Genomic DNA, 21,669 nt, shown 5'->3' with positions numbered 1-21,669 from the left:
CTCGGCCTGCTCGGTCTGGATGCGCAGCGAGGCTTCGACCGAGTTGTCCGTCGACACCACCGTGCGGTCGGCGTCGCGCAGCACGAGGAGCGAGTGCGCCTCGAGCGCGATCGTCGCACCGGGATCCAGCGTCGCGCCGTCCGCTCGTTCGCCGGCGGTGTCGATCATGACCTCCCATGCGCGGCCGTGCCGCTCGTCCGGAAGCGCGACCTCGACGGCATCCGTCCCGCTGTTGAAGTAGACGAGGAAGTTCTGGTCGGTGACGGGCCGCCCGCGCCGGTCCTTCTCGCGGATCCCCTGACCGTTGAGGAAGACCCCGATCGCGAGACCGAATCCCGAATCCCAGTCCTCCGGTTGCATTCGTCGACCATCCGGGCGCAGCCAGACGACGTCGGGTACGCGCTCGCCGTCTTCCGACCGCACCGGTCGGCCGTCGAAGAAGCGGCTCCGTCGGAACGTCGGATGGTCGCGGCGGAGCCGTGCCACTGCTGCGGTGAACTCCACGAGCGGCAGGTCGGCCGATTCCCAGTCCACCCAGGTGAGCTCGTTGTCCTGTGCGTAGCCGTTGTTGTTGCCGTCCTGGGTGCGGCCGAGCTCGTCGCCGTGCGCGATCATCGGCACACCCTGCGACAGCAGCAGAGTGGCGAGGAAGTTGCGCTGCTGCCGGGCGCGGATGCGGTTGATGCCCTCGTCGTCGGTGGGGCCCTCCGCGCCGTTGTTGTCGGAGCGGTTGTGGGATTCGCCGTCGGCGTTGTCCTCGCCGTTGGCATCGTTGTGCTTCTCGTCGTACGAGACGAGGTCGCGAAGCGTGAAGCCGTCGTGTGCGGTCACGAAGTTGATCGACGCCACAGGGCGACGACCGGAGTGCTCGTACAGGTCGGCCGAGCCGGTGAGACGCGAGGCGAACTCGCCGAGGGCCTGGGGCTCTCCGCGCCAGAAGTCGCGCACCGTGTCGCGGTACTTGCCGTTCCACTCCGTCCACTGCGGGGGGAAGTTGCCGACCTGGTATCCGCCCGGACCGACGTCCCATGGCTCCGCGATGAGCTTCACCTGCGAGACGATCGGATCCTGCTGCACGAGCTCGAAGAAGGCCGCGAGTCGGTCGACGTCGTAGAACTCGCGCGCGAGAGTCGAGGCGAGGTCGAAACGGAACCCGTCGACGTGCATCTCGGTGACCCAGTACCTCAGCGAGTCCATGATCAGCTGCAGCGCGTGCGGGTTGCCGGCGTTGAGGCTGTTTCCCGTGCCGGTGTAGTCGGTGTAGTAGCGGCGGTCTTCTTCGAGGCGGTAGTAGGCCTCGTTGTCGATGCCCCGCATCGAGAGCATGGGCCCCATGTGGTTGCCCTCGGCGGTGTGGTTGTAGACCACGTCGAGGATGACCTCGATGCCCGCCGCGTGGAGCGCGCGCACCATGGCCTTGAACTCCTGCACCTGCTGACCGTGCTGCCCGCTGGAGGAGTAGTCGTTGTGCGGCGCGAAGAAGGCGAGGGTGTTGTAGCCCCAGTAGTTCGTGAGGCCTTTCTCCTCGAGGGTCGAGTCGTAGACGAACTGGTGCACCGGCATCAGCTCGATCGCGGTGATGCCGAGGTGCACGAGATGCGCGATGACCGACGGGTGACCGATCGCCGCATACGTGCCGCGCAGCTCCTCGGGGACATCGGGGTGCAGTTGGGTGAGCCCCTTGACGTGCGCCTCGTAGATCACGGTCTGCGCATAGGGGATCTTGGGCAGGCGGTCGCCCGCCCATTCGAAGAACGGGTTCACGACCACGCCCTTCACCATCGTCGCGCCGGAGTCCTCGTCGTTGCGCGAATCGGGGTCGCCGAAGTCGTAGCCGAACAGGGGCTGCCCCCACTCCACCCGACCCGCGACCGACTTCGCGTAGGGGTCGAGCAGGAGCTTGTTCGGGTTGAATCGCTTGCCCTGGGCGGGGTCGTAGGCGCCGTGCACGCGGTATCCGTACAGCTGGCCCGGCTGCACGGAGGGCAGATAGCCGTGCCACACATAGGCGTCGACCTCTTCGAGCGGAACGCGCTCCTCATTGCCCTCGTCATCGAAGAGGCACAGCTCGACCTTCTCGGCGCCTTCGCTGAACAGGGCGAAGTTGGCGCCCTGCCCGTCGAAGGTCGCACCGAGCGGGTAGGGGGAACCGGGCCAGATCTCGCGGCTCACTGGGCGCGTCGCTTCGAGACGGCGCGATGCAGGACGGCCCGCACAGCGTCGTGGAAGTCGTGCACCTGAGCGATCTCGTCAGCGTGATGATAGGGATGGCCCACGTAGCAGACGAAGACCGGATGCACGTGCTCGACGTATCCGACCGGACCTTCGTGGAGCACGACGTATCGATCGAGGTCGACACGTTCGTAGAGGGGCTCGGCCGGGGTGGTGGCTGCCATGGGAGCCTGGCCGTCCGCGGGCTTGTGGTCATGCGCGGTATGGGTCGTCGCAGTCATGAGGGCTCCTGTTCTGTTGATGGGCTCCACGCTAAGAGATCCGAGTTCACAGGGGAATACCATTGCCTCCGCGGGGCGAACGCGCTATGTCGTGAGAGCAGACCGGGGCAGTGCAATCACCCCGCGGCCACCTGCGAGAATGGAAGCACCGTGCCGATCCCGAACCGAGGAGCTCCCGTGCAGTACATCTCCACCCGAGGCGGCATGCAGCCGCTGCCGTACTGCGAGACCCTGCTCGAAGGGCTCGCGCCCGACGGTGGACTGGCCGTGCCCGAGATCATGCCCACGGTCGACGGCGAGACGCTCGAGCGCTGGCGCGCCCTGACGTACCCGCAGCTCGCGACGGAGGTGCTGGGGCTCTTCGCCACGGACATCCCCAGGGCCGACCTCGCCCGCATGACCGAGGCCGCCTACGAGCCGTTCCCCGAGGAGGTCGTGCCGCTGCGCTCGATCGACGACGACCTCACTCTCGTGGGTCTCTCCGAAGGGCCGACGCTGGCCTTCAAGGACATGGCCATGCAGTTCCTCGGCCAGGTCGTCGAGTACGCGCTCGAGCGCAAGGGATCGGTCCTCAACATCCTCGGCGCGACCTCCGGAGACACCGGATCCGCCGCCGAGCACGCGCTTCGCGGCAAGGACCGCATCTCGGTCTTCATGCTGTCTCCGAAGGGACGCATGAGTGCGTTCCAGCGGGCGCAGATGTTCTCGCTCGATGACGGGAACATCCACAACATCGTGGTCGACGGCGTGTTCGACGACTGCCAGAACCTCGTCAAGTCGCTTGCGGGCGATCTCGAGTTCAAGCGCGCCCAGAACCTCGGCGCGGTCAACTCGATCAACCTCGCGCGCATCACCGCCCAGGTCGTCTACTACTTCTGGGCATGGCTGCGCGCGACGGACGCCGGGGGATGGACCGAGGTGTCCTTCACCGTGCCGTCCGGGAACTTCGGCAACATCCTCTCGGGCTTCTTCGCGAAGGAGATGGGCCTGCCGATCCGTCGCCTCGTGCTCGCAGCCAACGAGAACAACGTGCTCGACGAGTTCTTCCGCACCGGGGTCTACCGGCCCCGGAGCGCGGCCCAGACGCTCGCGACCTCGAGCCCGTCGATGGACATCTCGAAGGCCTCGAACCTCGAGCGCTTCATCTTCGAGCTCGTCGGGCGCGATGCCACCCGTGTGGTGAAGGCCTGGGAGGATCTCGACACCCAGGGCTTCTTCGACTTCACCGCCGATCTCGCGCGTTTCGTCGACGAGTTCGGCATCGTCAGCGGCACCTCGACGCACGCCGACCGGCTCGCGACGATCAAGGCGGTCTATGAGGCGACGGGCGACATCATCGACCCTCACACCGCCGACGGGGTCAAGGTCGCGCGCGAGAACATCGAACCGGGTGTGCCGATGCTCGTTCTCGAGACCGCGAAGCCGCAGAAGTTCGCCGAGACGATCCGCGAGGCGATCGGCGTCGAGCTCGAGTATTCGTCAGAGCTGCGCGCGATGCTCGATGCTCCTCAGCTCCGCACCGAGATGGCAGACGACGAGCAGGAGCTTCGCGCGTTCATCGAGGCGAAGGCCCTGAGCTGAGCCGTATCGGCTAGATCGGGGCGACTCACTCGGGGTCGCCGTGCAGCATCCACGGCACGCCGAACCGGTCGACGAGCATGCCGAAGGTTCCACCCCACGGGGGAGTGTCGAGCGGCATGGTGATCGCCGCGCCGTCGGACAGGGCATCCCACACCTGCTGTGTCTTCTCCTGCGAGTTTCCGCTGAGCGAGACCGAGAATCCCTGCGGCGGTTCGAACGGGATGCCGTCGGGGGTGTCTGAAGCCATCAGTACCAGGCCGTCCGGCGTCGTGAGCTGCGCGTGCATCACGAGGTCGTTCTGATCGGGGTTCTGCACCATGTCGGGGAACTCGCCGAACACGTTGATCTCGAGGTCACCGCCGAGGATCCCCTGATAGAACTCCATCGCCTGTCGTGCTTCGGTGCGGAACGAGAGGTACGGATTGAGCGTGGCCATGACTGCCCCCGGTGATGTCAGGCGGGGCCGCCGTCGGCCCTGCTGCGGCTCATTCTGCGCCGGGGGTCGGACATCCGCAAGAGCGTGTCCTCGCTCAGGTCGGGAGCGCTTTCACAGCAGCCGTCAGCACCTGAGGAACCGTCGGCACGCCTTCTGCCCGGAAGACCTCGGCCCCCGAGGCATCGCAGATGATGACCGTGGGTGTGAAGCGGATGTCGAGCGCCTCCGCGGCATCCGGCTCCGAGGCGACGTCGATCTCGGTGACGCTCGCATCGGGCAGGTAGCGCACCGCATCAGCCACGACCGCCCGGGTTCGAGAGCAGGCGCCGCAGAACGCGGACGTGACCAGCGTGAGTTCCATCGCTCTCCTCTCGGCTCTCGATGTGCAACCCCGTGCCGGTCCGCCGTGTTCCCGGCTGCGCTCGTCGAGAGTCACGTGCGGGGCGTCGTGGCCCGAGGATGCAGCAGGCCCGAGAGTGCACCGAGCACAGCTCCGACGAGGGTGTCGACGATCCGCTCCCACGCGACGTCCATCGAACCGATCTCGCCGGTCGCCGCACCCGTCAGCAGCAGCACGAGCGGCGTGATGAAGACCAGTGCGAGAGCGTAGTGGCGCACCACGACGAGCTCGATCGTGAACTGCAGGGCGCCCAGAAGCAGCGCCAGCCAGAGGCCCGACGGATGCAGCAGGGCGAGCAGCGCGTAGACCCCCGCGCCGACGACGGTGCCGAGCATGCGGTGCAGTCCGCGCTGCACCGCGGCGCGGCGGGCTGCCGCGACGCCGATCACCGCGACGGCCGATCCGACGATCCAGTACGTCCGCGTCGGGTCGATCACCAGCCCCAGCAGAACGCCGACGACGGCGACGAGTGCGACCCGGACCACCAGCATGCGCGAATCGGCCGTGAAGTCGGGCCCGGGTAGGAGCTCACGCAGCGGCCGGGCCGAGATCGAACGCGCACGGGGGAGCAGGAGCGGCGCCATCGCGATCAGATAGGAGAAGACACACCCGGCCGCGAGCGCGGCGATGTAGATCATCGGTGCGATCGGTGAACTGACGATCACGTGGGCCGAGAGGCCGAAGACCAGCACGAAGAAGAGGGGCCCCGGTGGACCGAGCCGGAAACCGAACGCCAGAGCCGCGCTGACGACCGCGACCACCACGACGCCGACGCTCACGAGCCAGGGGTTCGCGGAGGCAGCGACTCCGAGTGCGGCGCTGGCGATCAGACCCGCGGCGACGAAGGGCAGGATCCTCGCCCGATCGACCACAGGAGCGGTGCCGGCGAAGAGGACCGTGAATGCGCCCGACGCCGCGATGTAGCCGAGCGAGGGCTGACCGATCATGGTCATGACGGCGATCGGCACCGCGATGCCCAACGCTGCCTGGGTGGCGAGGTGCCAGCGCGGACCGCGCTTGGGTGCCAGGGCGAACAGGCTCATCCTTCCATTGTCTCGCGGCGTCGGCGCCCCGAGTGACGGCCGGAAGCCGATGATCAGCCCGGCGCTACGATGGCCGACGTGACAGAACCTCGACCGGGAATCGCCGAACGGCTCTCGCAGATGATCCAGCTCCCGACCGTATCGGCCGAGCTGGAGCAACACGGAGCCGAGCCGTTCGAAGCGTTCGTCGGACTGATCGCCGACCTCTATCCGCTCGTCCACGAGCACCTGACGCTCGAACGGCATACCGATTTCGGGTTGCTCTTCCACTGGTCGGGCCGAGATGCCGGGGCCGATGGGCCTGTCGTGCTGATGGCGCACTACGACGTGGTCCCGGTGGACGAGAGCGATGCGTGGACACATCCTCCGTTCGAGGGCGTCATCGCCGACGGGGTGGTGTACGGGCGTGGTGCCCTCGACGACAAGGGGCCGCTGATCGTCGTGCTCGAGGCGGTCGAGAATCTGCTCGCCGAGGGCTTCATGCCCGCACGAGACGTCTACCTCTCGTTCGGCGGCAACGAAGAGACGTTCGGCCGAGCGGCCGAGCAGATCGCACGGGTGCTTCGCGAGCGCGGCATCATCCCGTGGCTCGTGGTCGACGAAGGCGGCGCGGTGGTCGAGGCGCCTCTGCCTTTCGTTCCGGGGCGAGCGGCGATGATCGGCGTCGGCGAGAAGGGCGTCATGACGCTCACCCTCTCGGCGCGCGGCGAGGGGGGTCATGCATCGGCACCCCCCGCTCTCACCGCCGTCCGGCGCGTGGCGAGGGCCGTGGACAGGCTCGGTCCGCGGACGTTCCGACCTCGTCCTTCGAGGGCGATCGGGCGGATGCTGTCGGTGCTCGGCGCTCAGACCCCCGGCCCCGCACGTCACCTGCTGCGTCTGCTCGGCTCCGCCCCGCTGCTGACCGGCCGGCTGTTCGCCGCACTCGGGGGCGAGCCCGCAGCTCTCGTTCGAACGACGGTGGCTCCGACGATGCAGTCGGGGGGCACAGCGGCGAATGTTCTGCCCTCCCAGGCGTCGGCGACCGTGAATCTCCGCATCGCTCTGGGCGAGACGACCCAGCAGACCGTGCTGCGGGTGCGTCGGCGCATCCGGGATCCGCTCGTCACGGTCACCGTCGAGGAGGCGAGCGAGCCGTCGCCCGAGTCGGCGACCGACAACGCCCAGTTCGCGCTGCTCGCCGATGCGCTCGCGGTCTCGCATCCTGGAGTCCCCGCCGTGCCGTACGTGATGATGGCGGCGACGGACTCCCGTCACTTCCACCGCTTCGCGCCCGCCGTCTACCGCTTCGCGCCGCTCGACATGTCGAACGCGCAGCGGGCGTCGATCCATGGCGTGGATGAGAACGTCGAGATCGCTGCGCTCGAGCGAGGGGAGCGGTTCCATCGGGCTCTCCTCGAGAAGCTAGGGTGATCTCACCCCTTGACGGGCGTCTCGCCGCCCGACTCAGCCCTTTCACCGAGGAGCCGCGATGACGCGCACCCACACTCTGGGAACCCTCGCCACGGTCGTCGGCTTCCTCGCCTTCGTCGAGTTCACCAGCGGCGTGCTGCAGGGCTACTACACGCCCATGCTCACCGACATCGCGCGGCATCTGGGCATCCACGACGCCGACGTCAACTGGTTGGAGGGCACGCAGCTCATGCTGTCGGCGCTCGTCGTTCCGGCGTTCGCGAAGCTCGGCGACATGGTCGGTCACAAGCGGATGCTGCTGATCTCGACGGCGCTGACCGCCGCGGCGGCGCTCGTCCTGCCGTTCACGGACTCATTCCCCGTGTTCCTGATCGGCTGGACGCTGATGGGCTTCTACGTCGTGTGGCTGCCGCTCGAGATCGCGCTCATCTGGTCGCGCTCCCGTCGGATGGAGGGGCGATCGTCGATCACGGCGAAAGCCGCAGGGCTGCTCGTCGCGGCGCTCGAAGGCGGGGCGATCATCGGTGCTCTCGTCGGCGGTGCGCTGATCGACGTCCTGCCGCTGACGGTCGTGCTGCTCATCCCTGCGCTGCTCGTCGTCGTCTGCTTCTTCGTGATCCTGTTCGGGGTGCAGGAGTCGCCCGATCCGACCGGTGGTGTGTTCGACACGGTCGGCGTCGTGCTGATCTCGCTCGCCCTGATCTGCTTCACCGGTGGTCTGAGCCTGCTCCGCCTCGAGGGCGGGCTCGCCAACCCCTGGTCATGGGCGGTCGTCGTGCTCGGCATCCTGCTGGTCATCCCGTTCGTGCTCTGGGAACTGCGCTGCGACGACCCGCTCATCGACGTGCGCATGTTCCGCTCACCGGCCCTCGGGCCCGTGTTCCTCACCGCCGGACTCTTCGGGGTGAGCGTGCTGGGAGCCCAGGCCCCGCTGTCGACGTTCGCCCGCACCGATCCGGGTGTCTACGGCTATGGCCTCGGAACCACGGGCTTCGCGACATCGCTGATCATCGGGCTGTACCTGATCGCGATGATCGCGGGTGCACTGCTCTTCCCTCTCGTCGCTCGGGCACTGACTCCGCGGATCACCCTGATGGGCGCGTCTCTGCTCGTCGGCATCGGTTTCCTGCTGTTCCTGCCGTTCCATGATTCGTATCTGCAGGTGGTGACCAACATGGTCGTCGTCGGTCTCGGGTCCGGCGCTCTCGTGGCGGCGCTCCCCGCCGCGGCTGCGTCGGCGGCTCCCGCGACGCAGACGGGTGTTGCGACCGGGCTCACGAACTCGGTCAAGACGGTCGGCGGAGCGATCGCCTCGTGCATATTCGGGATCGCGCTGCTCAACGGCGTGAGCGGAGCTGTCGAAGGCACCGCAGGGTCGTTCGCCGGGTACGTCACGGTGTGGGTGGTCTGCGGTGTGACGGCCCTCGTCGCCGCCGCGATCCTGATCTTCGTTCCGAAAGAGGCCTTCACCGACCGGACGGATGTCGAGGCCGTCGCCACGCCGATCGTCTGACGTCAGCCGGGGTCGAGGTCGAGGATCCGGGCGATCTCGGGCCAGGCCTGCGCGCCGAGCGCTGCATCGGCGCGCGGTGTGCCGCCCCGAGCCATGTGCATGCCGCCGGCCGCGGGGGCCTCGCCGGGCAGGAGCAGACGATGCCCTGCATCCGGATGCTGGACGATCGTCGTGCTTCTGCCATGGGCACGTCGGCGCTGTGAGATCGCCGTCGTGAACGCGGCGCTCGGCCACACGCGGTCGTCGCCTCCGGCGATCAGCAGCAGATCGCCGGAGATCCGCTCGACAGGAATCGTCGCCGCCGCAGTGAGTGCCGGGTCGAGGGTCAGGCTCGTCGAGTACAGCGAGAGGTACTCCGGTGGATCGGTCATCGGAGCCCACGCCGGGTCGAACTCGACCGCCGGCAGCGGAGAACCTCCCAGAGTCCAGTGCGATGACCACCGACCCTCTGCCAGCCCCGACCAGACGACGGACGAGGGGGAGACGGCGATGGTCGCGTCGACCTCGACGGTGGTCGCGGTGACGAGGGCGGCCTCGGCGCCGAAAGACGTTCCGAAGATCGCCACGCGATCGTGGTCTCGTCGCAGCAGCTCGATCTGCTCGATGAACAGTTCTATCGGAACCTCCTGGGGCGCCGGTCGCTGGCCGATGCCGCCGAACCAGCGGATCGTGCGCACCCGGGCGCCACGACGGCTCAGGAGATCGGCGCGAGCGGATTCGAGGCGCCCACTCGAACCGGCGAGCAGCAGTACTGCCGTCCCGCAGGGACGCGCGGAGACGGCGTCGTAGATGTCGTCCGAGGCGAGGGGCGTGTGCATGTTTTCCGTAGTCCGTGGCCCGACGTCAGTCGCAGTCGAGACCGAAGGTGCGCTTGACCACGGGCTGCATGTCGCGGACGAGTCCGTCGATGCGCGTGTTCACGGTGTCGAAACAACCGATCATCGTCCAGGTCTGAGCGTCGGCCATGAGGTGCATCGTGTCATCTTCGCATCGTTCCACGCCGAGCAACGGAATCGTGGTCGCTGTATACCGCCATCCGACGCCGTTCCCATCGAGCCCGGGATGAGTCCCGGACGACCGGCATCCGCCTGGATCGCACCCTTTCTCGACACCCACACCCTCTTGCCGTAGTGCTTCTCCGACTCGGTGAAGTTGTGGTGGCAGTTGATGCGCTCCTGCTCGTCGACCGGGGCGCCGAGAAACTCCGACACCTGCCGTGCGACCCGGTCCATCATCTCCTCGCGGTTGAGCAGTGCGAAGTGCTGGGCCCATCGCAGCTCGCGGATGTACCGGGTGAACTCGGGAGTGCCTTCGACGAGGTACGCGAGGTCGGGGTCGGGCAGCTCGATCCACCACTGCTTCGCCAGCCGCTGCGCGACGGCGATGTGGTGACCGGCGATCCGGTTGCCGACGCCTCGAGAACCCGAGTGCAGGAAGAGCCACACGCGGTCGAGTTCGTCCACCGACACCTCGATGAAGTGGTTGCCAGAGCCGAGCGTTCCCAGCTGCAGTCGCCAGTTCCTGGCGTACTTCTCAGGGTCGAACTCGCTTTGCTCAGCGGGAGTCAAGCGGAATCGCGCGGGGGGTTGTGCATGAACTCGACGCGGATGCCGTCGGCATCCTCGACGAAGGAGGCATAGTAGCGGTCGGTGTACCGCGGGTACTCCTTCGGGTCTCGGACGGCCGTCCATCCTGCATCGAGCGCCACTGCATGCAGGCGATCCACCCCATCGCGCGAGGGCATGGCGAACGCGATGTGCTGCCAGCCGACCCGGCCGTGGCGGTGAGGGCCGGAGTCCTCATCCCATGCGTACAGGATGATCTCTGTCTCGTCGCCGTTGTTCCATGAGATGGAATGGTCGTCTTCGCCGCCGCTCACGTAGCCGAGCGCCATGAGCACGGGGTGGAACTGGGCTCTGCCCCGTTCGAGGTCGTCGACGGTGATCCCCAGATGATCCAGAAGTGCCATGCGTTCAGTCTTCCAGTCGAGGCACGCGCTGCACTAGTGCGGCGCGTGGTACTCGGCTTCGCCGCGCTTCCAGTAGCCCTTGACCACGGCGTTCGCGGCGTCGATGCCCCAGCGGTCCAGCAACGCACGCCCCGGTTTGACGATCGACTGTTCGGCCGCGATGAACACGAACGTGTCGTCGCCGATCGCCTCTTCCGCCGCCAGGTCGTCGAGGAACGCGATGAGCGCGGAGCCCGAGGGAGCATCGCCGCGACGCAGCCACTCGACGTCGACAGGGGCTTCGATGTCGATCTCGCGCCCCGCCGACACCGTCTCGATGACGATCCGGGCGGGAGTGCCCGCGGGGATGAGCGCCGCGAAGCGCCGGATCGCGGGGATGGCCGTCTCGTCTCCGACGAGCAGCCAGGAGTCGGGGCTGCCGTTCAGCACGGCCGACCCGCGCGGCCCGCCCACGCCGATGGATGACCCGAGTGGCGCAGTCGCCGCCCAGGGCGCCGCGACACCCGAGTCGCCATGCACGGCGAACTCGACGTCGAGCCAGTCCTCGCCCCAAGCGAGAGGTGTGTACTCGCGACTCGGCGCAGCCCGCATCTCCTCGACCGATCCCACCGGGCCGGAAGGAAAGAACAGGCGCATGTGGTCGTCGGAGCCCGGGGAGTCGAAGCCCTCGAGATCGCTGCCCCTGAGGCGCACGCGCACGTAGTCGGGTGCCAGCCATTCTCGGGCGCCCAGTGTCACGGTGCGGAAGCGCAGATCGAGGCCTCGGCGCTCGATGAAGAAGCCGGATTTCGTATCGCTCATAAAGTAAGGCTAACCTATCTTCAGGGCGGGGTTAGGGGAACCTAAGTCCGCCTGTCCTGCGCCGATCGCGCGCACCAATCACCGCAGAACAGGAGTCTCTCCATGTCCATGCCCAGAATCCTCAGCGCCACGAGCGTCGGTCTCGTCGGTCTCCTCGCCCTCGCCGGCTGTGCCTCGGGAGCCGAAGCCGAGCCGGCCGAGACCACGCCTGCCGCCGACTCGGTCACGATCGAGGACAACACCGGATCGCACGAGATCGCCACTCCTCCCGCCTCCGTCGTCGCACTGGACAACCGGACCTTCCAGACCCTCTCCGACTGGGGTGTCGAGCTCTCCGCCGGCGCGGTCGCGCTCATGCCCGACACCGTGTCGTACCTCGACGACGACTCGATCGTCGACATCGGCCTGCACAGCGAGCCCGACCTCGAGGCGATCGTCGCCGTCGAACCCGACCTCATCATCAGCGGACAGCGCTTCACTCAGCACAACGAGGCCATCGCCGAGCTCGTGCCCGACGCCACGATCATCGATCTCGAGCCTCGGGAGGGCGAGCCCTTCGACGAGGAACTCAAGCGACAGGTGACCGTGCTCGGCGAGATCTTCGGCAAGCAGGATGACGCGCAGGCACTGGTCGACGACTTCGACGCGGCGGTCGAGCGGGCGAAGGCAGCCTACGACGACGCCGACACCGTCATGGCCGTGAACACCTCGGGCGGCGAGATCGGCTATCTCGCCCCGACCGTGGGTCGCTCGCTCGGGCCGATCTACGACATCCTCGGGCTGACCCCGGCACTCGAGGTCGACGACGCGTCCGACGACCACCAGGGAGATGACATCTCGGTCGAGGCGATCGCCGCCTCGAACCCCGACTGGCTCCTCGTGCTCGACCGCGACGCCGTCTTCGCCGCGGAGACCCCCGACTACGTGCAGGCGTCCGAGATCCTCGAGAACTCCGAGGCACTCGCCGACGTCACGGCCGTCGCTGACGAGCAGATCGTCTACATGCCCACCGACACGTACCTGAACGAGGGCATCCAGACGTACACGACGTTCCTGAACGACTTCGCCGACGCCCTCGAGGCCGCACAGAAGTAGGTCGCTCAGCGGCATCCGCTCGAGGGCGGATGCCGCTGGTCGGCGTCTCACGATGACCCGCACCGCGTTCTCCACCGAGCCGCCCCGGTATGCCGGGCGGCTCTTCGACGTCAAGCTCCTCGTCGGCATCCTCGTCGTCGTCGCCCTTCTCGTCGTGTCCCTCTTCACCGGGGTCTACGACATCGCCGGGGCCGCTGACGGTGCCGAGATGTTCCAGATCACTCGCGTCCCGCGCACGATAGCCCTCGTCCTCGCGGGCGCGGCGATGGCGATGGCCGGACTGGTGATGCAGCTGCTCACCCAGAACCGCTTCGTCGAACCCACGACCACCGGCACCACCGAATGGGCAGGACTCGGTCTGCTCACCGTGATGGTGCTCGTTCCGAACCCCTCGATCCCGCTGAGGATGGCAGGCGCGGTCATCGCGGCCTTCATCGGCACCATGGTGTTCTTCGCCTTCCTGCGGCGAGTCTCGCTGAAGTCGTCTCTCATCGTCCCGATCGTCGGCATCATGCTGGGTGCCGTCGTCGGGTCGGTGTCGACCTACTTCGCGCTCGCGACCGACTCGCTGCAGGCTCTCGGGGTCTGGTTCGCAGGCAGCTTCACGTCGGTGCTCCGCGGACAGTACGAGATGCTCTGGATCGTCGCGATCGTCGGAGTCGTCGTCTTCATCGTCGCAGACCGTCTCACGATCGCCGGGCTGGGGGAGGAGATCGCGACGAACGTCGGGGTCGACTACAACCGGGTGATCCTGCTCGGAACCGCGCTCATCGCCGTCACGACGGGCGTCGTCACGGTGGTCGTCGGCAACCTTCCTTTCCTCGGGCTGATCGTGCCCAACGTCGTCTCGATGATCCGCGGCGACGATCTGCGCAGCAACCTGCCCTGGGTCTGCCTGCTCGGCATCGCGATCGTCACCGTCTGCGACATCATCGGACGGACGATCATCATGCCGTTCGAGGTGCCGGTGTCGCTGATCCTCGGCGTCGTCGGCGCGATCGTCTTCATCCTGCTCCTGCTGAGGCAGCGTCGTCGTGGCTAGCGCGACAGCGGTCGGCACCCGCACCTCGGGATCCTTCACGACGCCGCGCGCGCGGCGGCGGTACGTCATCGTGCTCGGCGTCCTGCTCGTGCTCTCGGTGGCCTTCGCCTTCGCTCTGCTCGCGTGGGAGAACCCGATGCCGATCGGATCGCCCGGATTCTGGCGCATCGCGAAACTCCGGGTGACGAACGTGACCGTGATGGCCGTGGTCGCGGTGGCGCAGGCGATCGCGACCGTGAGCTTTCAGACGGTCACCAACAACCGCATCATCACGCCGTCGATCATGGGATTCGAGTCGCTCTATCGCGTCGTGCAGACGACCACGGTGTACCTCTCCGGCGTCGCCGGTCTCGTGGCGATCCAGGGCGTCTGGCAGTTCGGCCTGCAGGTGGTCATCATGGTGGGGCTCGCGATGGCGCTGTACGGATGGCTGCTGTCGGGACGATACGGCAATCTGCAGATCATGCTGCTCATCGGGATCATCGTCGGCGGTGGCCTCGGGGCGATCTCCACCTTCATGCAGCGGCTGCTCACGCCCAGCGAGTTCGACGTGCTCGCGGCGCGACTGTTCGGCAACGTCTCCAATGCCGATGCGTCGTACCTGCCTCTGGCGATCCCTCTGTGCGTCGCGGCCTCGGCGCTGCTCTGGATGAGGTCCAGGAGGCTGAACCTGCTCGCGCTCGGCCCTGACGTGTCACGCTCGCTCGGGCTCGACCACAAGCGCGAGCTCTACATTGTGCTCTTCCTCGTCGCCGTCCTGATGGCGACGTCGACCGCACTCGTGGGGCCGATGACGTTCCTCGGCTTCCTCGTCGCGACCCTCGCCTACCAGTTCGCCGACACGTACGATCATCGGCTCATCTTCCCCGTGGCGGTGCTCACCGCCTTCACGATCCTCGCGGGGGCGTACTTCGTGATGAAGAACGTCTTCTACGCGCAGGGCATGGTGTCGATCCTCATCGAGCTCGTCGGCGGAACCGTCTTCCTCATCGTCATCCTCAGAAAGGGCAGGCTGTGATCACACTCGACGGCGTACGCCGCGACTACAGCGACGAGGTCGCGATCGGCCCCGTGGACCTCGAGATCCCCGCCGGCGGCATAACCGCGCTGATCGGCCCCAACGGCGCGGGCAAGTCGACGCTGCTGACCATGATCGGACGCCTCGGCGGCATGGACGCAGGGGCGATCGAGATCGCCGGATACGACGTCGCGACGACGAAATCGAAGGACCTCGCGAAGATCGTCTCGGTGCTCCGCCAGGAGAACCACTTCGTGACGCGTCTCACGGTGCGCCAGCTCGTCGGATTCGGGCGCTTCCCGCATTCGCAGGGCCGGTTGACCCGCGACGACGAGGAGATCATCAGCAGAGCGATCGACTTCCTCGACCTCGGCGACCTGGAGGGGCGCTATCTCGACGAGCTCTCCGGAGGCCAGCGACAGCGGGCCTACGTCGCGATGGTGCTGGCGCAGGACACCGCGTTCGTGCTGCTCGACGAGCCACTCAACAACCTCGACATGAAGCATGCCGTGCAGATGATGAAGCACCTGCGTCGGGCGGCTGAAGAACTCGGGCGGACGATCGTCATCGTGCTGCACGACATCAATTTCGCGGGGCATTATGCCGACCACATCTGCGCCATGAAAGACGGTGAGGTCGTGGAGTTCGGTCGACCCTCCGAGATCATGACCGGTGAGGTGCTCACCCGGGTGTTCGACACCTCGGTGCAGGTGGTCGAGGGCCCCTCCGGTCCTCTGGCCGTGTACTACTGACGGCTCTCAGAGCTCGACGCCGTGGTCCTCGTCGTTGACGCCGGCGTTGCGGCCGCGGCGGGATTCGTAGCCGATGAACCAGCCGAGCCAGACGATCGCGGCCAGCAGGATGCCGAGCCAGACGTTCTGGAAGATCAGGCCGATCACGACGCCGAGGATGAGAAGCCCTGCGGTGACGGAGAAGCGGAGCACGTTGCGCGACATGGGCTCAGCCTAGGGGCGATCCCCCCGGCGGGGGAGGTCAGCGACTGCGGTGGTCTTCAGGGGAGAGTCGTGGACCTCGTCGGGGCTCGCTCACTCCGCTCGCGAAGATGAGGCGGATCACACGCTGGCGGTGACCGGCCCAGGGGGCGAGCAGCTCGAGCATCCCGTCGTCGTCGGTGCGATGCCCGGTGAGCGCGTACCCGACCTCATGGGCCAGGTGGTAGTCGCCGACGCTCACTGCGTCCGGATCGCCGAGTGCCCGGATGCGGGTCTCGGCCGAGGTCCACACACCGATGCCGGGAAAGCTCGTCAGCACGCGGTCACGCTCTTCGCCGGTGGATGCGGCCAGAAGCGCACGGGAGATGCTGTCGGCCCGCTCGGCGACTCGCACGACGGTCTTCGACTGCGGCGGCTGCACCGACACTTGATGCCAGTCCCAGGAGGGGATGCGATGCCACTGCGCCGCGGTCGGGGCGGAGTACATCGGCCGCGGGGTCGGACCGGGAGCCCGCTCGCCGAACTTGGTGACGAGCAGCCTCCACGCGCGGAAGGCCTCGAGGCCCGTCACCTTCTGCTCGATGACGGCGCACGCGAGGGCGTCGAAGACCACACCGGTGCGAGCCAGGCGGATGCCGGGCGAACGACGGGCGACCTCGGAGATCAGTGGATGGTGCGAGGGATCGAAGCCCGAAGCGTCGTCACGGGCGCCGCACAGGTCGGGCACGGTGTCGAGCGCGTGCTCAGCGCCGCCGCCCCACGCGGTGGCCCTGATCTCTCCGCTCTGTGCGCGCAGCGCCAGTGTCGCTGCGCCGAGCGGAGTCCGAAGGGTGCGCCAGATCACCGGGCCGTCGAACATCATGGTCGGGTCGCCGGGGCCACGCCTCAGCATGCCGACCGTCGAGCGCAGATCCACGGGTGCCGCGGGCCGATAGACAGTCTCGCGGGGTGCGCCGGAGAGAGCCGCGTCGGCGGCTCCGGCATCCGCGGTCAGGGTCATGCGCCCCACCATACGTGGCGGGCCTGACACTCGGGTCAGAAGCGGTCGGGAGAGGGGGTGCCGTGGCCGTAGCGGATGACGACGTCGGCGTGGCGGTCGAAGCGGTAGCCGATGCCGCGCACGGTGCGGACGATGTCCTCATAGCGACCGAGCTTCGCGCGCAGACGCCGTACGTGCACGTCGATCGTGCGCTCGCCGGGGGTCTCGTCGTCCTGCGCCTGCCACAGCGCCGAGACGAGCTCGCTGCGCTCGATCGTGCGACCCTCGCGGAGCACGAGGTACTGCAGCAGCTCGAACTCCTTGTAGGTGAACGCCGCGGACTCTCCGTCGATCAGCACGCGCTTGCGAGAGATGTCGACGACGACGCCGCCCTCCTCGTCGGTGGTCTCCTCTTCTGCGGCGGCCTTGGTGCGGGCGATCGCACCGGGCTCGTGCAGTGCGAGACGCACGACGTCGAGGTCGCGGCCCCCTGAACCATGAGGAGCGAGCGCGACGGTCGCGTGCGTCTCGGCGCCGGGTGCGAGCTCGGCGAGAGTGCGGCGCAGGGCGTCGACCAGGAGGGGGAGGCTGACTCCGGCTTCGGCTGCCTTGATCTCGTCGAGACCGACGTAGAGGGCGAAGCCGCGGGGCGAGCGGACGGCGGGGAGATCGGCGTCGAGCGGGGCGGTCGCGGGTGCCGAGGCGGTGGTGCGGACGGCTGCGGTGGCGGTGGGACGCTCGAGAAGTGCGGTGTTCGACATGATGATGAAGTCCTCAGGACGTGAGCCGGGAAGAGGCTCTGATGCGTTGCATGAATGACCGGGCGAGCCGGAAGAGCGAGCAAAGGGTGGATGCTCGATGACCCATACCTCGCAGATCGCGAGAAGTCAGGTCAGACGGAGTGGCTGTTCGTTCAGCGACACATTCGGCAACACATGCCAACGCGACCGGGCATCATCATCCCGGCAGTCCTGTTCGCCTCCTGGGCGGACAAAGGGCTTGCGTTGGTAGTCATGGGGGGATTATGTCGGAAGAAGTCCGCGCGTGTCAAAACGGCCGACCGTGGTGGGGGCGGGCGTAACGTGGTGAGGGTGACCATTTCGACGCTCGCATCCGGTTTCATCCTCACCGACGAGAAGGACGCATCACGGTACACGCTGACGCGCGACGGGCAGCTCGTGAGCGTGCTCGACTACCGCGACGACGGACGCACGATGGCTCTGACGAGAGCCTTCACGATCCCCACTTTCCGCGGCCACGGCTACGCGGGGACTGTCGTGGAGGGCGCTGTCGCCGACATCGCGGCGCGCGGAGACCGCAAGGTCGACGCGGTGTGCTGGTATGTCGCCGACTGGTTCGAGGCGCACCCTGAGCACGCGGCTCTGCTGCGCTCGCGCTGACGCATCGTCGTGTGACGCTGTGTTACCCGGTGGCGCCCTGACAGGATGAGGTCATGAAACTCGCAGAGGCACTCACGGCCCGCGCAGATCTGCAGCGTCGCATAGAGCAGCTGCGTGCGCGCATCACGGCGAACGCCAGGTACCAGGAGGGCGAGGAGCCCGCGGAGGATGCTGCCGCCCTGATCCTCCAGGCGGATGCCGATCTGCTTCTGCTCCGCGACCTCATCCGGCGGATCAACGCGACGAACTCGCGTCTGGATCTGGGGACTGACGGCACCATGACCGATGCCCTCGCCGCCCGCGACGTGCTCCGGCTGCAGCACTCGCTGCTCGCGGACGCCGCCGCGGCGGCATCTGGGGCGAACGACCAGTTCCTGCGTCAGATGCGGTCGGAGCTGCGTCAGATCTCCGCGCTTCCCGTCGCCGAGCTGCGCTCGCGCGCGGATACGGTCGCGCAGGAGCTGCGCGAACTCGACAATCGGATCCAGCAGGCGAACTGGCTCCACGATCTGGAGGAGTAGAGCGGAAGTCGGTAGTCACGACGAGGCGGGCACACCCCCAGCCGGAGGGGCAATTCCGGCTCATGTCGGGCGGAGGGCAGCCCTGATTCGCATCGCGCAGCCCTGCACGCCGCACATGTGATCGCGCATCGCGCATCTCGCATCACCACGTGTCGATCATCGTGACGAGGGTGGGTCAGGGGACCTTCCGCGTACGATCCCACAGCCTCATCTCGGGTAATATGGATGCTCTGCTCAGCCCCGTCGGCTGAGGTGGTCAGGCGCTGACGCGCGCTGGTCCGAGGCTCGAAACCTCCGGCATCGTCCCCGACACCGGAGGTTCTTCCATGTCATCGTCCCTGCGCGCCCGCCCCCAGACCCGGTGGTGGGCGCTCGTCGTCATCTCTCTCACGCAGCTGATCGTCGTTCTCGACGGAACCATCGTCAGCACCGCCCTGCCGCAAGCCCAGGCGTCTCTCGGCATGAGCGACGGCCAGCGTCAGTGGGTCGTCACGGCCTACGCCCTGGCCTTCGGCGCACTGCTTCTGCTCGGTGGTCGGATCGCCGATTACGTCGGCCGCAAACGCGTCTTCATGATCGGGATGGTGGGCTTCGGCGCCGCATCCCTCTATGGCGGCCTCGCGCAGTCGGGGTGGGAGCTGATCCTCGCCCGCGGCCTGCAGGGCGTCTTCGCCGCCCTTCTCGCTCCGGCGGCTCTCGCGCTGCTCACCGTGACCTTCCCTTCGGGGCGCGAGCGCAACACGGCGTTCGCGGTCTTCGGGACCGTGGCGGGAACCGGCGCTGCCGTAGGCCTGTTGCTGGGCGGATTCCTCACCGAGTTCACCGACTGGCGCTGGTGCCTGCTGGTCAACCTGTTCTTCGTCGCCATCGGCCTCGTCGGCGGAGCGCTGTTCCTCACCGAGAGCAAGGCGGAGGGCGACAATCGATACGACGTCTGGGGTGCGATCACCGTGACCCTCGGTCTCGGATCCCTCGTCTACGGCTTCAGCCTCGCCGAGAACGGCTGGGGCGATCCGCTGACCATCGCGTTCCTCGTTCTCGGTGTCGTTCTGCTCGCTGTGTTCGTGCGGGTCGAGAGTCGCGTCTCGCAGCCGCTTCTTCCGCTGCGTGTGGTGGCCGACCGGGTCAGGGGCGGTGCCTTCCTGATCCAGGGGGTAGCCGGCGCGATCATGATCGGCGCCACCCTCTATCTGACCTTCCACCTCCAGTTCGTGCTCGGCATGGGCGCACTCCAGGCAGGAGCGGCGACCCTTCCGCTCCCGATCGCGACGATGATCATCGCTCCCATCGCGACGAAGCTCCTCACGGTGATCGGGCCACGTCCGATGATGATCGTCGGGCCGCTCATCGCGGCAGCCGGTCTGTTCCTCCTCTCCGGGATCACCCCCGATGGGGCGTACCTCGCGCAGATCGCACCGGCGCTCGTGCTCCTCGGCATCGGCATGGGCTTCGTGTTCATCCCGCTGCAGAACCTGGCGCTCACCGGAGTCGCACCGCACGACGCGGGCATCGCATCGGCCGTCGCCAACTCGGCCATGCAGATCGGCGGATCCATCGGACTCTCCGTGTTCACGGCCGTGTACGCAGCGTCGGTGGGCGGGCATGCGCAGACCGAGCTCTCCCCGTCGCAGCTGACCGACGCCTACGGATGGGTCTTCATCGTCGCGTCGATCCTGATGGTCGTCGCTGCCGTGATCGCCGCAGTCATGGTGCGCGGCACGAGGGACGAGCTCATGCCGTCGCAGCCGGGGCTCGCCGTCGGCGCGCACTGAGACGTCCGCGGCATCCGTTCCGCTCTGATTCTCCTCATTCCGGGGGTCAGGAACGGATGCCGCGGCACGCCTGGAGCCGAATGTCGGTGGGGGTTCGTAGCGTGTGAGTATGCGAATCCTGCACACCTCCGACTGGCACATCGGCCGCTCCTTCCATGGCAACTCGACCATGGACGCGCTGGCCGAGGTGCTCGGAGCGCTCACGGTGCAGGTTCGGGAGAATGCGGTCGACGTCGTCATCGTCGCGGGTGACGTCTTCGATTCGGCGACGCCGGCCGGCCCCGCATACACGCTCCTCGGCGACGTGCTCGTCGCGCTGCATGAGACGGGCGCCCGCGTGATCGTCACGAGCGGCAACCACGACTCCGCCGCTCGTCTCGGCTTCCAGGCGCGGCTGCTCCGCGACGGCATCCACGTGCTGACCGATCCTCTCGCGATCGGCACGCCGGTCACGCTGAGCGACGCCGATGGCCCTGTGCACTTCTACGGCATCCCGTACCTCGAGCCGGCCATCGTGAGACAGCACTGGATCGGAGCTGATCTGCGCACGCAGGCGCAGACGCTCGCGCATGCGATGGATCTCGTCCGCGTGGGTATGCAGGCGAACCCGGGGCGATCCGTCGCGATCGCGCACTGCTTCTCCGCGGGCGTCGACGCCACGGTCGGGCTCGAGCGCGAGGTGCGACAGGGGGGTCTCGACGTCGTTCCGCTCTCTGTCTTCGACGGCCCGGACTATGTCGCCCTCGGGCACATCCACGGGCGCCAGCAGATCAGCGAGCGCGTGCGCTATTCGGGTGCTCCACTCCACTACAGCTTCGGCGAGCAGAGCAAGCCGCGCGGCTCGTGGCTGGTCGACCTCGATGCCACAGGCCTGTCCGCGGTCGAGTGGCTCGATCTGCCCGTCCCGCGTCGCCTGGTGACCCTCACGGGTACCCTCGACGAGATCCTGTCTTCCGAGAACATCGCGGCGCACGCCGACGACTGGGTCTGCGCGGTGTACACCGACGCGCTCGCCCAGACCGAGCCGATGCGTCGCCTCCGCGAGCGGTATCCGCACTGTGCGATGGTGCAGCACCAGCCGGCTGAGACATCCGCGGAGGGCGAGCGCTCCTATGTCGATCGGCTGCGCGGTGCCGTCAGCGATCCCGAGCGCATCGAGGCCTTCCTCGAGCACGTCCGCGCAGGCCATGGTGCGACCGAGCGAGAGGGCGAGCTCATCCGCGAGGTCCTCGACGACCGCGTCCGCGCCGAAGCCCTCATCTGATCCGGTGGAGACTCGA

23 protein-coding genes and 1 pseudogene are annotated in these 21,669 nt (G+C 67.6%); 11 read left to right on the top strand and 13 right to left on the bottom strand.

What is annotated here, in order from left to right; translation table 11 throughout:
- Together glgX and QMA07_RS03070 are read right to left on the bottom strand one after the other, a co-directional pair.
- A partial coding sequence (gene glgX, locus QMA07_RS03075; protein ID WP_290159933.1) for a glycogen debranching protein GlgX occupies nucleotides 1–2,172 on the bottom strand: 2,172 nt, incomplete at its 3' end.
- Nucleotides 2,169–2,453, bottom strand: coding sequence for a hypothetical protein (locus tag QMA07_RS03070; protein ID WP_290159931.1), 285 nt, complete (start codon nucleotides 2,451–2,453; stop codon nucleotides 2,169–2,171). The genes glgX and QMA07_RS03070, both read right to left, overlap by 4 nt.
- A 177-nt stretch (nucleotides 2,454–2,630) precedes the next feature.
- Between QMA07_RS03070 and thrC the strand changes: the two genes are divergently transcribed.
- Nucleotides 2,631–4,034: a threonine synthase gene (thrC, locus tag QMA07_RS03065; protein ID WP_290159929.1), complete on the top strand. Its 1,404-nt coding sequence runs from the start codon at nucleotides 2,631–2,633 to the stop codon at nucleotides 4,032–4,034.
- A 25-nt stretch (nucleotides 4,035–4,059) separates the two neighbouring features.
- Here the strand turns inward: thrC and QMA07_RS03060 are convergent, their stop codons facing one another.
- The 3 genes from QMA07_RS03060 to QMA07_RS03050 all read right to left on the bottom strand — a co-directional run bounded on the left by QMA07_RS03060 (nucleotide 4,060) and on the right by QMA07_RS03050 (nucleotide 5,913).
- Complete coding sequence (locus tag QMA07_RS03060) at nucleotides 4,060–4,470, bottom strand: VOC family protein (RefSeq protein ID WP_290159928.1); 411 nt, start codon at nucleotides 4,468–4,470, stop codon at nucleotides 4,060–4,062.
- A 94-nt stretch (nucleotides 4,471–4,564) separates the two neighbouring features.
- Entirely contained in the window at nucleotides 4,565–4,831 is a 267-nt protein-coding gene (locus QMA07_RS03055; protein ID WP_290159927.1) for a thioredoxin domain-containing protein, read from the bottom strand.
- Between the two features lie 71 nt (nucleotides 4,832–4,902).
- Nucleotides 4,903–5,913 (bottom strand): FUSC family protein, encoded by a 1,011-nt coding sequence (locus QMA07_RS03050; RefSeq protein WP_290159925.1) that lies wholly within the window; start codon nucleotides 5,911–5,913, stop codon nucleotides 4,903–4,905.
- Between the two features lie 69 nt (nucleotides 5,914–5,982).
- Here QMA07_RS03050 and QMA07_RS03045 point away from each other — a divergent pair, with 69 nt between their 5' ends.
- Nucleotides 5,983–7,326: a M20/M25/M40 family metallo-hydrolase gene (locus QMA07_RS03045; RefSeq protein WP_290159923.1), complete on the top strand. Its 1,344-nt coding sequence runs from the start codon at nucleotides 5,983–5,985 to the stop codon at nucleotides 7,324–7,326.
- Between the two features lie 58 nt (nucleotides 7,327–7,384).
- Nucleotides 7,385–8,839, top strand: coding sequence for an MFS transporter (locus tag QMA07_RS03040; protein ID WP_290159921.1), 1,455 nt, complete (start codon nucleotides 7,385–7,387; stop codon nucleotides 8,837–8,839).
- 2 nt (nucleotides 8,840–8,841) lie between these two features.
- On the opposite strand, the gene QMA07_RS03035 is transcribed toward QMA07_RS03040, so the two are convergent.
- From QMA07_RS03035 to QMA07_RS03015, 5 genes and pseudogenes are all read right to left on the bottom strand, one after another.
- Nucleotides 8,842–9,657 carry an acyl-CoA thioester hydrolase/BAAT C-terminal domain-containing protein gene (locus tag QMA07_RS03035; RefSeq protein ID WP_290159920.1) on the bottom strand — a complete coding sequence of 272 codons (816 nt, stop codon included), beginning with the start codon at nucleotides 9,655–9,657 and terminating at the stop codon, nucleotides 8,842–8,844.
- A gap of 25 nt (nucleotides 9,658–9,682) precedes the next feature.
- On the bottom strand, nucleotides 9,683–9,805 hold the full coding sequence (locus tag QMA07_RS03030; RefSeq protein ID WP_290159918.1) for a hypothetical protein: 123 nt from the start codon (nucleotides 9,803–9,805) through the stop codon (nucleotides 9,683–9,685).
- Between the two features lie 71 nt (nucleotides 9,806–9,876).
- Nucleotides 9,877–10,398 (bottom strand): annotated as a pseudogene (locus tag QMA07_RS03025) (RtcB family protein); the annotation flags it as partial.
- A gap of 5 nt (nucleotides 10,399–10,403) precedes the next feature.
- Complete coding sequence (locus QMA07_RS03020) at nucleotides 10,404–10,808, bottom strand: VOC family protein (protein WP_290159917.1); 405 nt, start codon at nucleotides 10,806–10,808, stop codon at nucleotides 10,404–10,406.
- Between the two features lie 33 nt (nucleotides 10,809–10,841).
- Nucleotides 10,842–11,609 (bottom strand): siderophore-interacting protein, encoded by a 768-nt coding sequence (locus tag QMA07_RS03015; protein ID WP_290159916.1) that lies wholly within the window; start codon nucleotides 11,607–11,609, stop codon nucleotides 10,842–10,844.
- Nucleotides 11,610–11,711: 102 nt separating this feature from the next.
- On the opposite strand from QMA07_RS03015, the gene QMA07_RS03010 reads away from it, so the two are divergent.
- From QMA07_RS03010 to QMA07_RS02995, 4 genes are read left to right on the top strand one after another with little or no spacing between them, the layout of a single operon-like run.
- Nucleotides 11,712–12,704 (top strand): ABC transporter substrate-binding protein, encoded by a 993-nt coding sequence (locus QMA07_RS03010; protein ID WP_290159915.1) that lies wholly within the window; start codon nucleotides 11,712–11,714, stop codon nucleotides 12,702–12,704.
- Nucleotides 12,705–12,756: 52 nt separating this feature from the next.
- Entirely contained in the window at nucleotides 12,757–13,746 is a 990-nt protein-coding gene (locus QMA07_RS03005) for an iron chelate uptake ABC transporter family permease subunit (protein WP_290159913.1), read from the top strand.
- On the top strand, nucleotides 13,739–14,764 hold the full coding sequence (locus tag QMA07_RS03000) for an iron chelate uptake ABC transporter family permease subunit (protein WP_290159911.1): 1,026 nt from the start codon (nucleotides 13,739–13,741) through the stop codon (nucleotides 14,762–14,764). The genes QMA07_RS03005 and QMA07_RS03000 overlap by 8 nt, the downstream gene beginning before the upstream one ends.
- Nucleotides 14,761–15,516, top strand: a complete 756-nt coding sequence (locus QMA07_RS02995) for an ATP-binding cassette domain-containing protein (protein ID WP_290159909.1) — start codon at nucleotides 14,761–14,763, stop codon at nucleotides 15,514–15,516. The genes QMA07_RS03000 and QMA07_RS02995 overlap by 4 nt, the downstream gene beginning before the upstream one ends.
- A gap of 6 nt (nucleotides 15,517–15,522) precedes the next feature.
- Here QMA07_RS02995 and QMA07_RS02990 read toward each other — a convergent pair whose 3' ends face one another.
- The 3 genes from QMA07_RS02990 to QMA07_RS02980 are packed head-to-tail and all read right to left on the bottom strand — an operon-like array spanning nucleotide 15,523 to nucleotide 17,457.
- Entirely contained in the window at nucleotides 15,523–15,720 is a 198-nt protein-coding gene (locus QMA07_RS02990; RefSeq protein ID WP_140036249.1) for a hypothetical protein, read from the bottom strand.
- A 37-nt stretch (nucleotides 15,721–15,757) separates the two neighbouring features.
- Nucleotides 15,758–16,717: a DNA-3-methyladenine glycosylase 2 family protein gene (locus tag QMA07_RS02985; RefSeq protein ID WP_290159906.1), complete on the bottom strand. Its 960-nt coding sequence runs from the start codon at nucleotides 16,715–16,717 to the stop codon at nucleotides 15,758–15,760.
- Nucleotides 16,718–16,752: 35 nt separating this feature from the next.
- Nucleotides 16,753–17,457 carry a winged helix-turn-helix domain-containing protein gene (locus tag QMA07_RS02980; protein ID WP_290159904.1) on the bottom strand — a complete coding sequence of 235 codons (705 nt, stop codon included), beginning with the start codon at nucleotides 17,455–17,457 and terminating at the stop codon, nucleotides 16,753–16,755.
- Nucleotides 17,458–17,787: 330 nt separating this feature from the next.
- On the opposite strand from QMA07_RS02980, the gene QMA07_RS02975 reads away from it, so the two are divergent.
- The 4 genes from QMA07_RS02975 (at nucleotide 17,788) to QMA07_RS02960 (ending at nucleotide 21,653) form a co-directional block, all read left to right on the top strand.
- On the top strand, nucleotides 17,788–18,096 hold the full coding sequence (locus QMA07_RS02975) for a GNAT family N-acetyltransferase (RefSeq protein WP_290159902.1): 309 nt from the start codon (nucleotides 17,788–17,790) through the stop codon (nucleotides 18,094–18,096).
- A gap of 53 nt (nucleotides 18,097–18,149) precedes the next feature.
- The gene (locus QMA07_RS02970; RefSeq protein ID WP_290159900.1) at nucleotides 18,150–18,617 is read left to right on the top strand and encodes a DIP1984 family protein; all 468 of its coding nucleotides are present in this window, start codon (nucleotides 18,150–18,152) and stop codon (nucleotides 18,615–18,617) included.
- Nucleotides 18,618–18,943: 326 nt separating this feature from the next.
- Entirely contained in the window at nucleotides 18,944–20,389 is a 1,446-nt protein-coding gene (locus QMA07_RS02965; protein ID WP_290159898.1) for an MFS transporter, read from the top strand.
- Between the two features lie 109 nt (nucleotides 20,390–20,498).
- Entirely contained in the window at nucleotides 20,499–21,653 is a 1,155-nt protein-coding gene (locus tag QMA07_RS02960) for an exonuclease SbcCD subunit D (protein WP_290159897.1), read from the top strand.
- Nucleotides 21,654–21,669: the final 16 nt, after the last annotated feature.

Source organism: Microbacterium sp. APC 3901, from assembly GCF_030407765.1.
GTDB lineage: Bacteria > Actinomycetota > Actinomycetes > Actinomycetales > Microbacteriaceae > Microbacterium.
The sequence above is the reverse complement of the archived record's forward strand: the minus strand, read 5'-3'. Positions and strand labels throughout refer to the sequence as shown.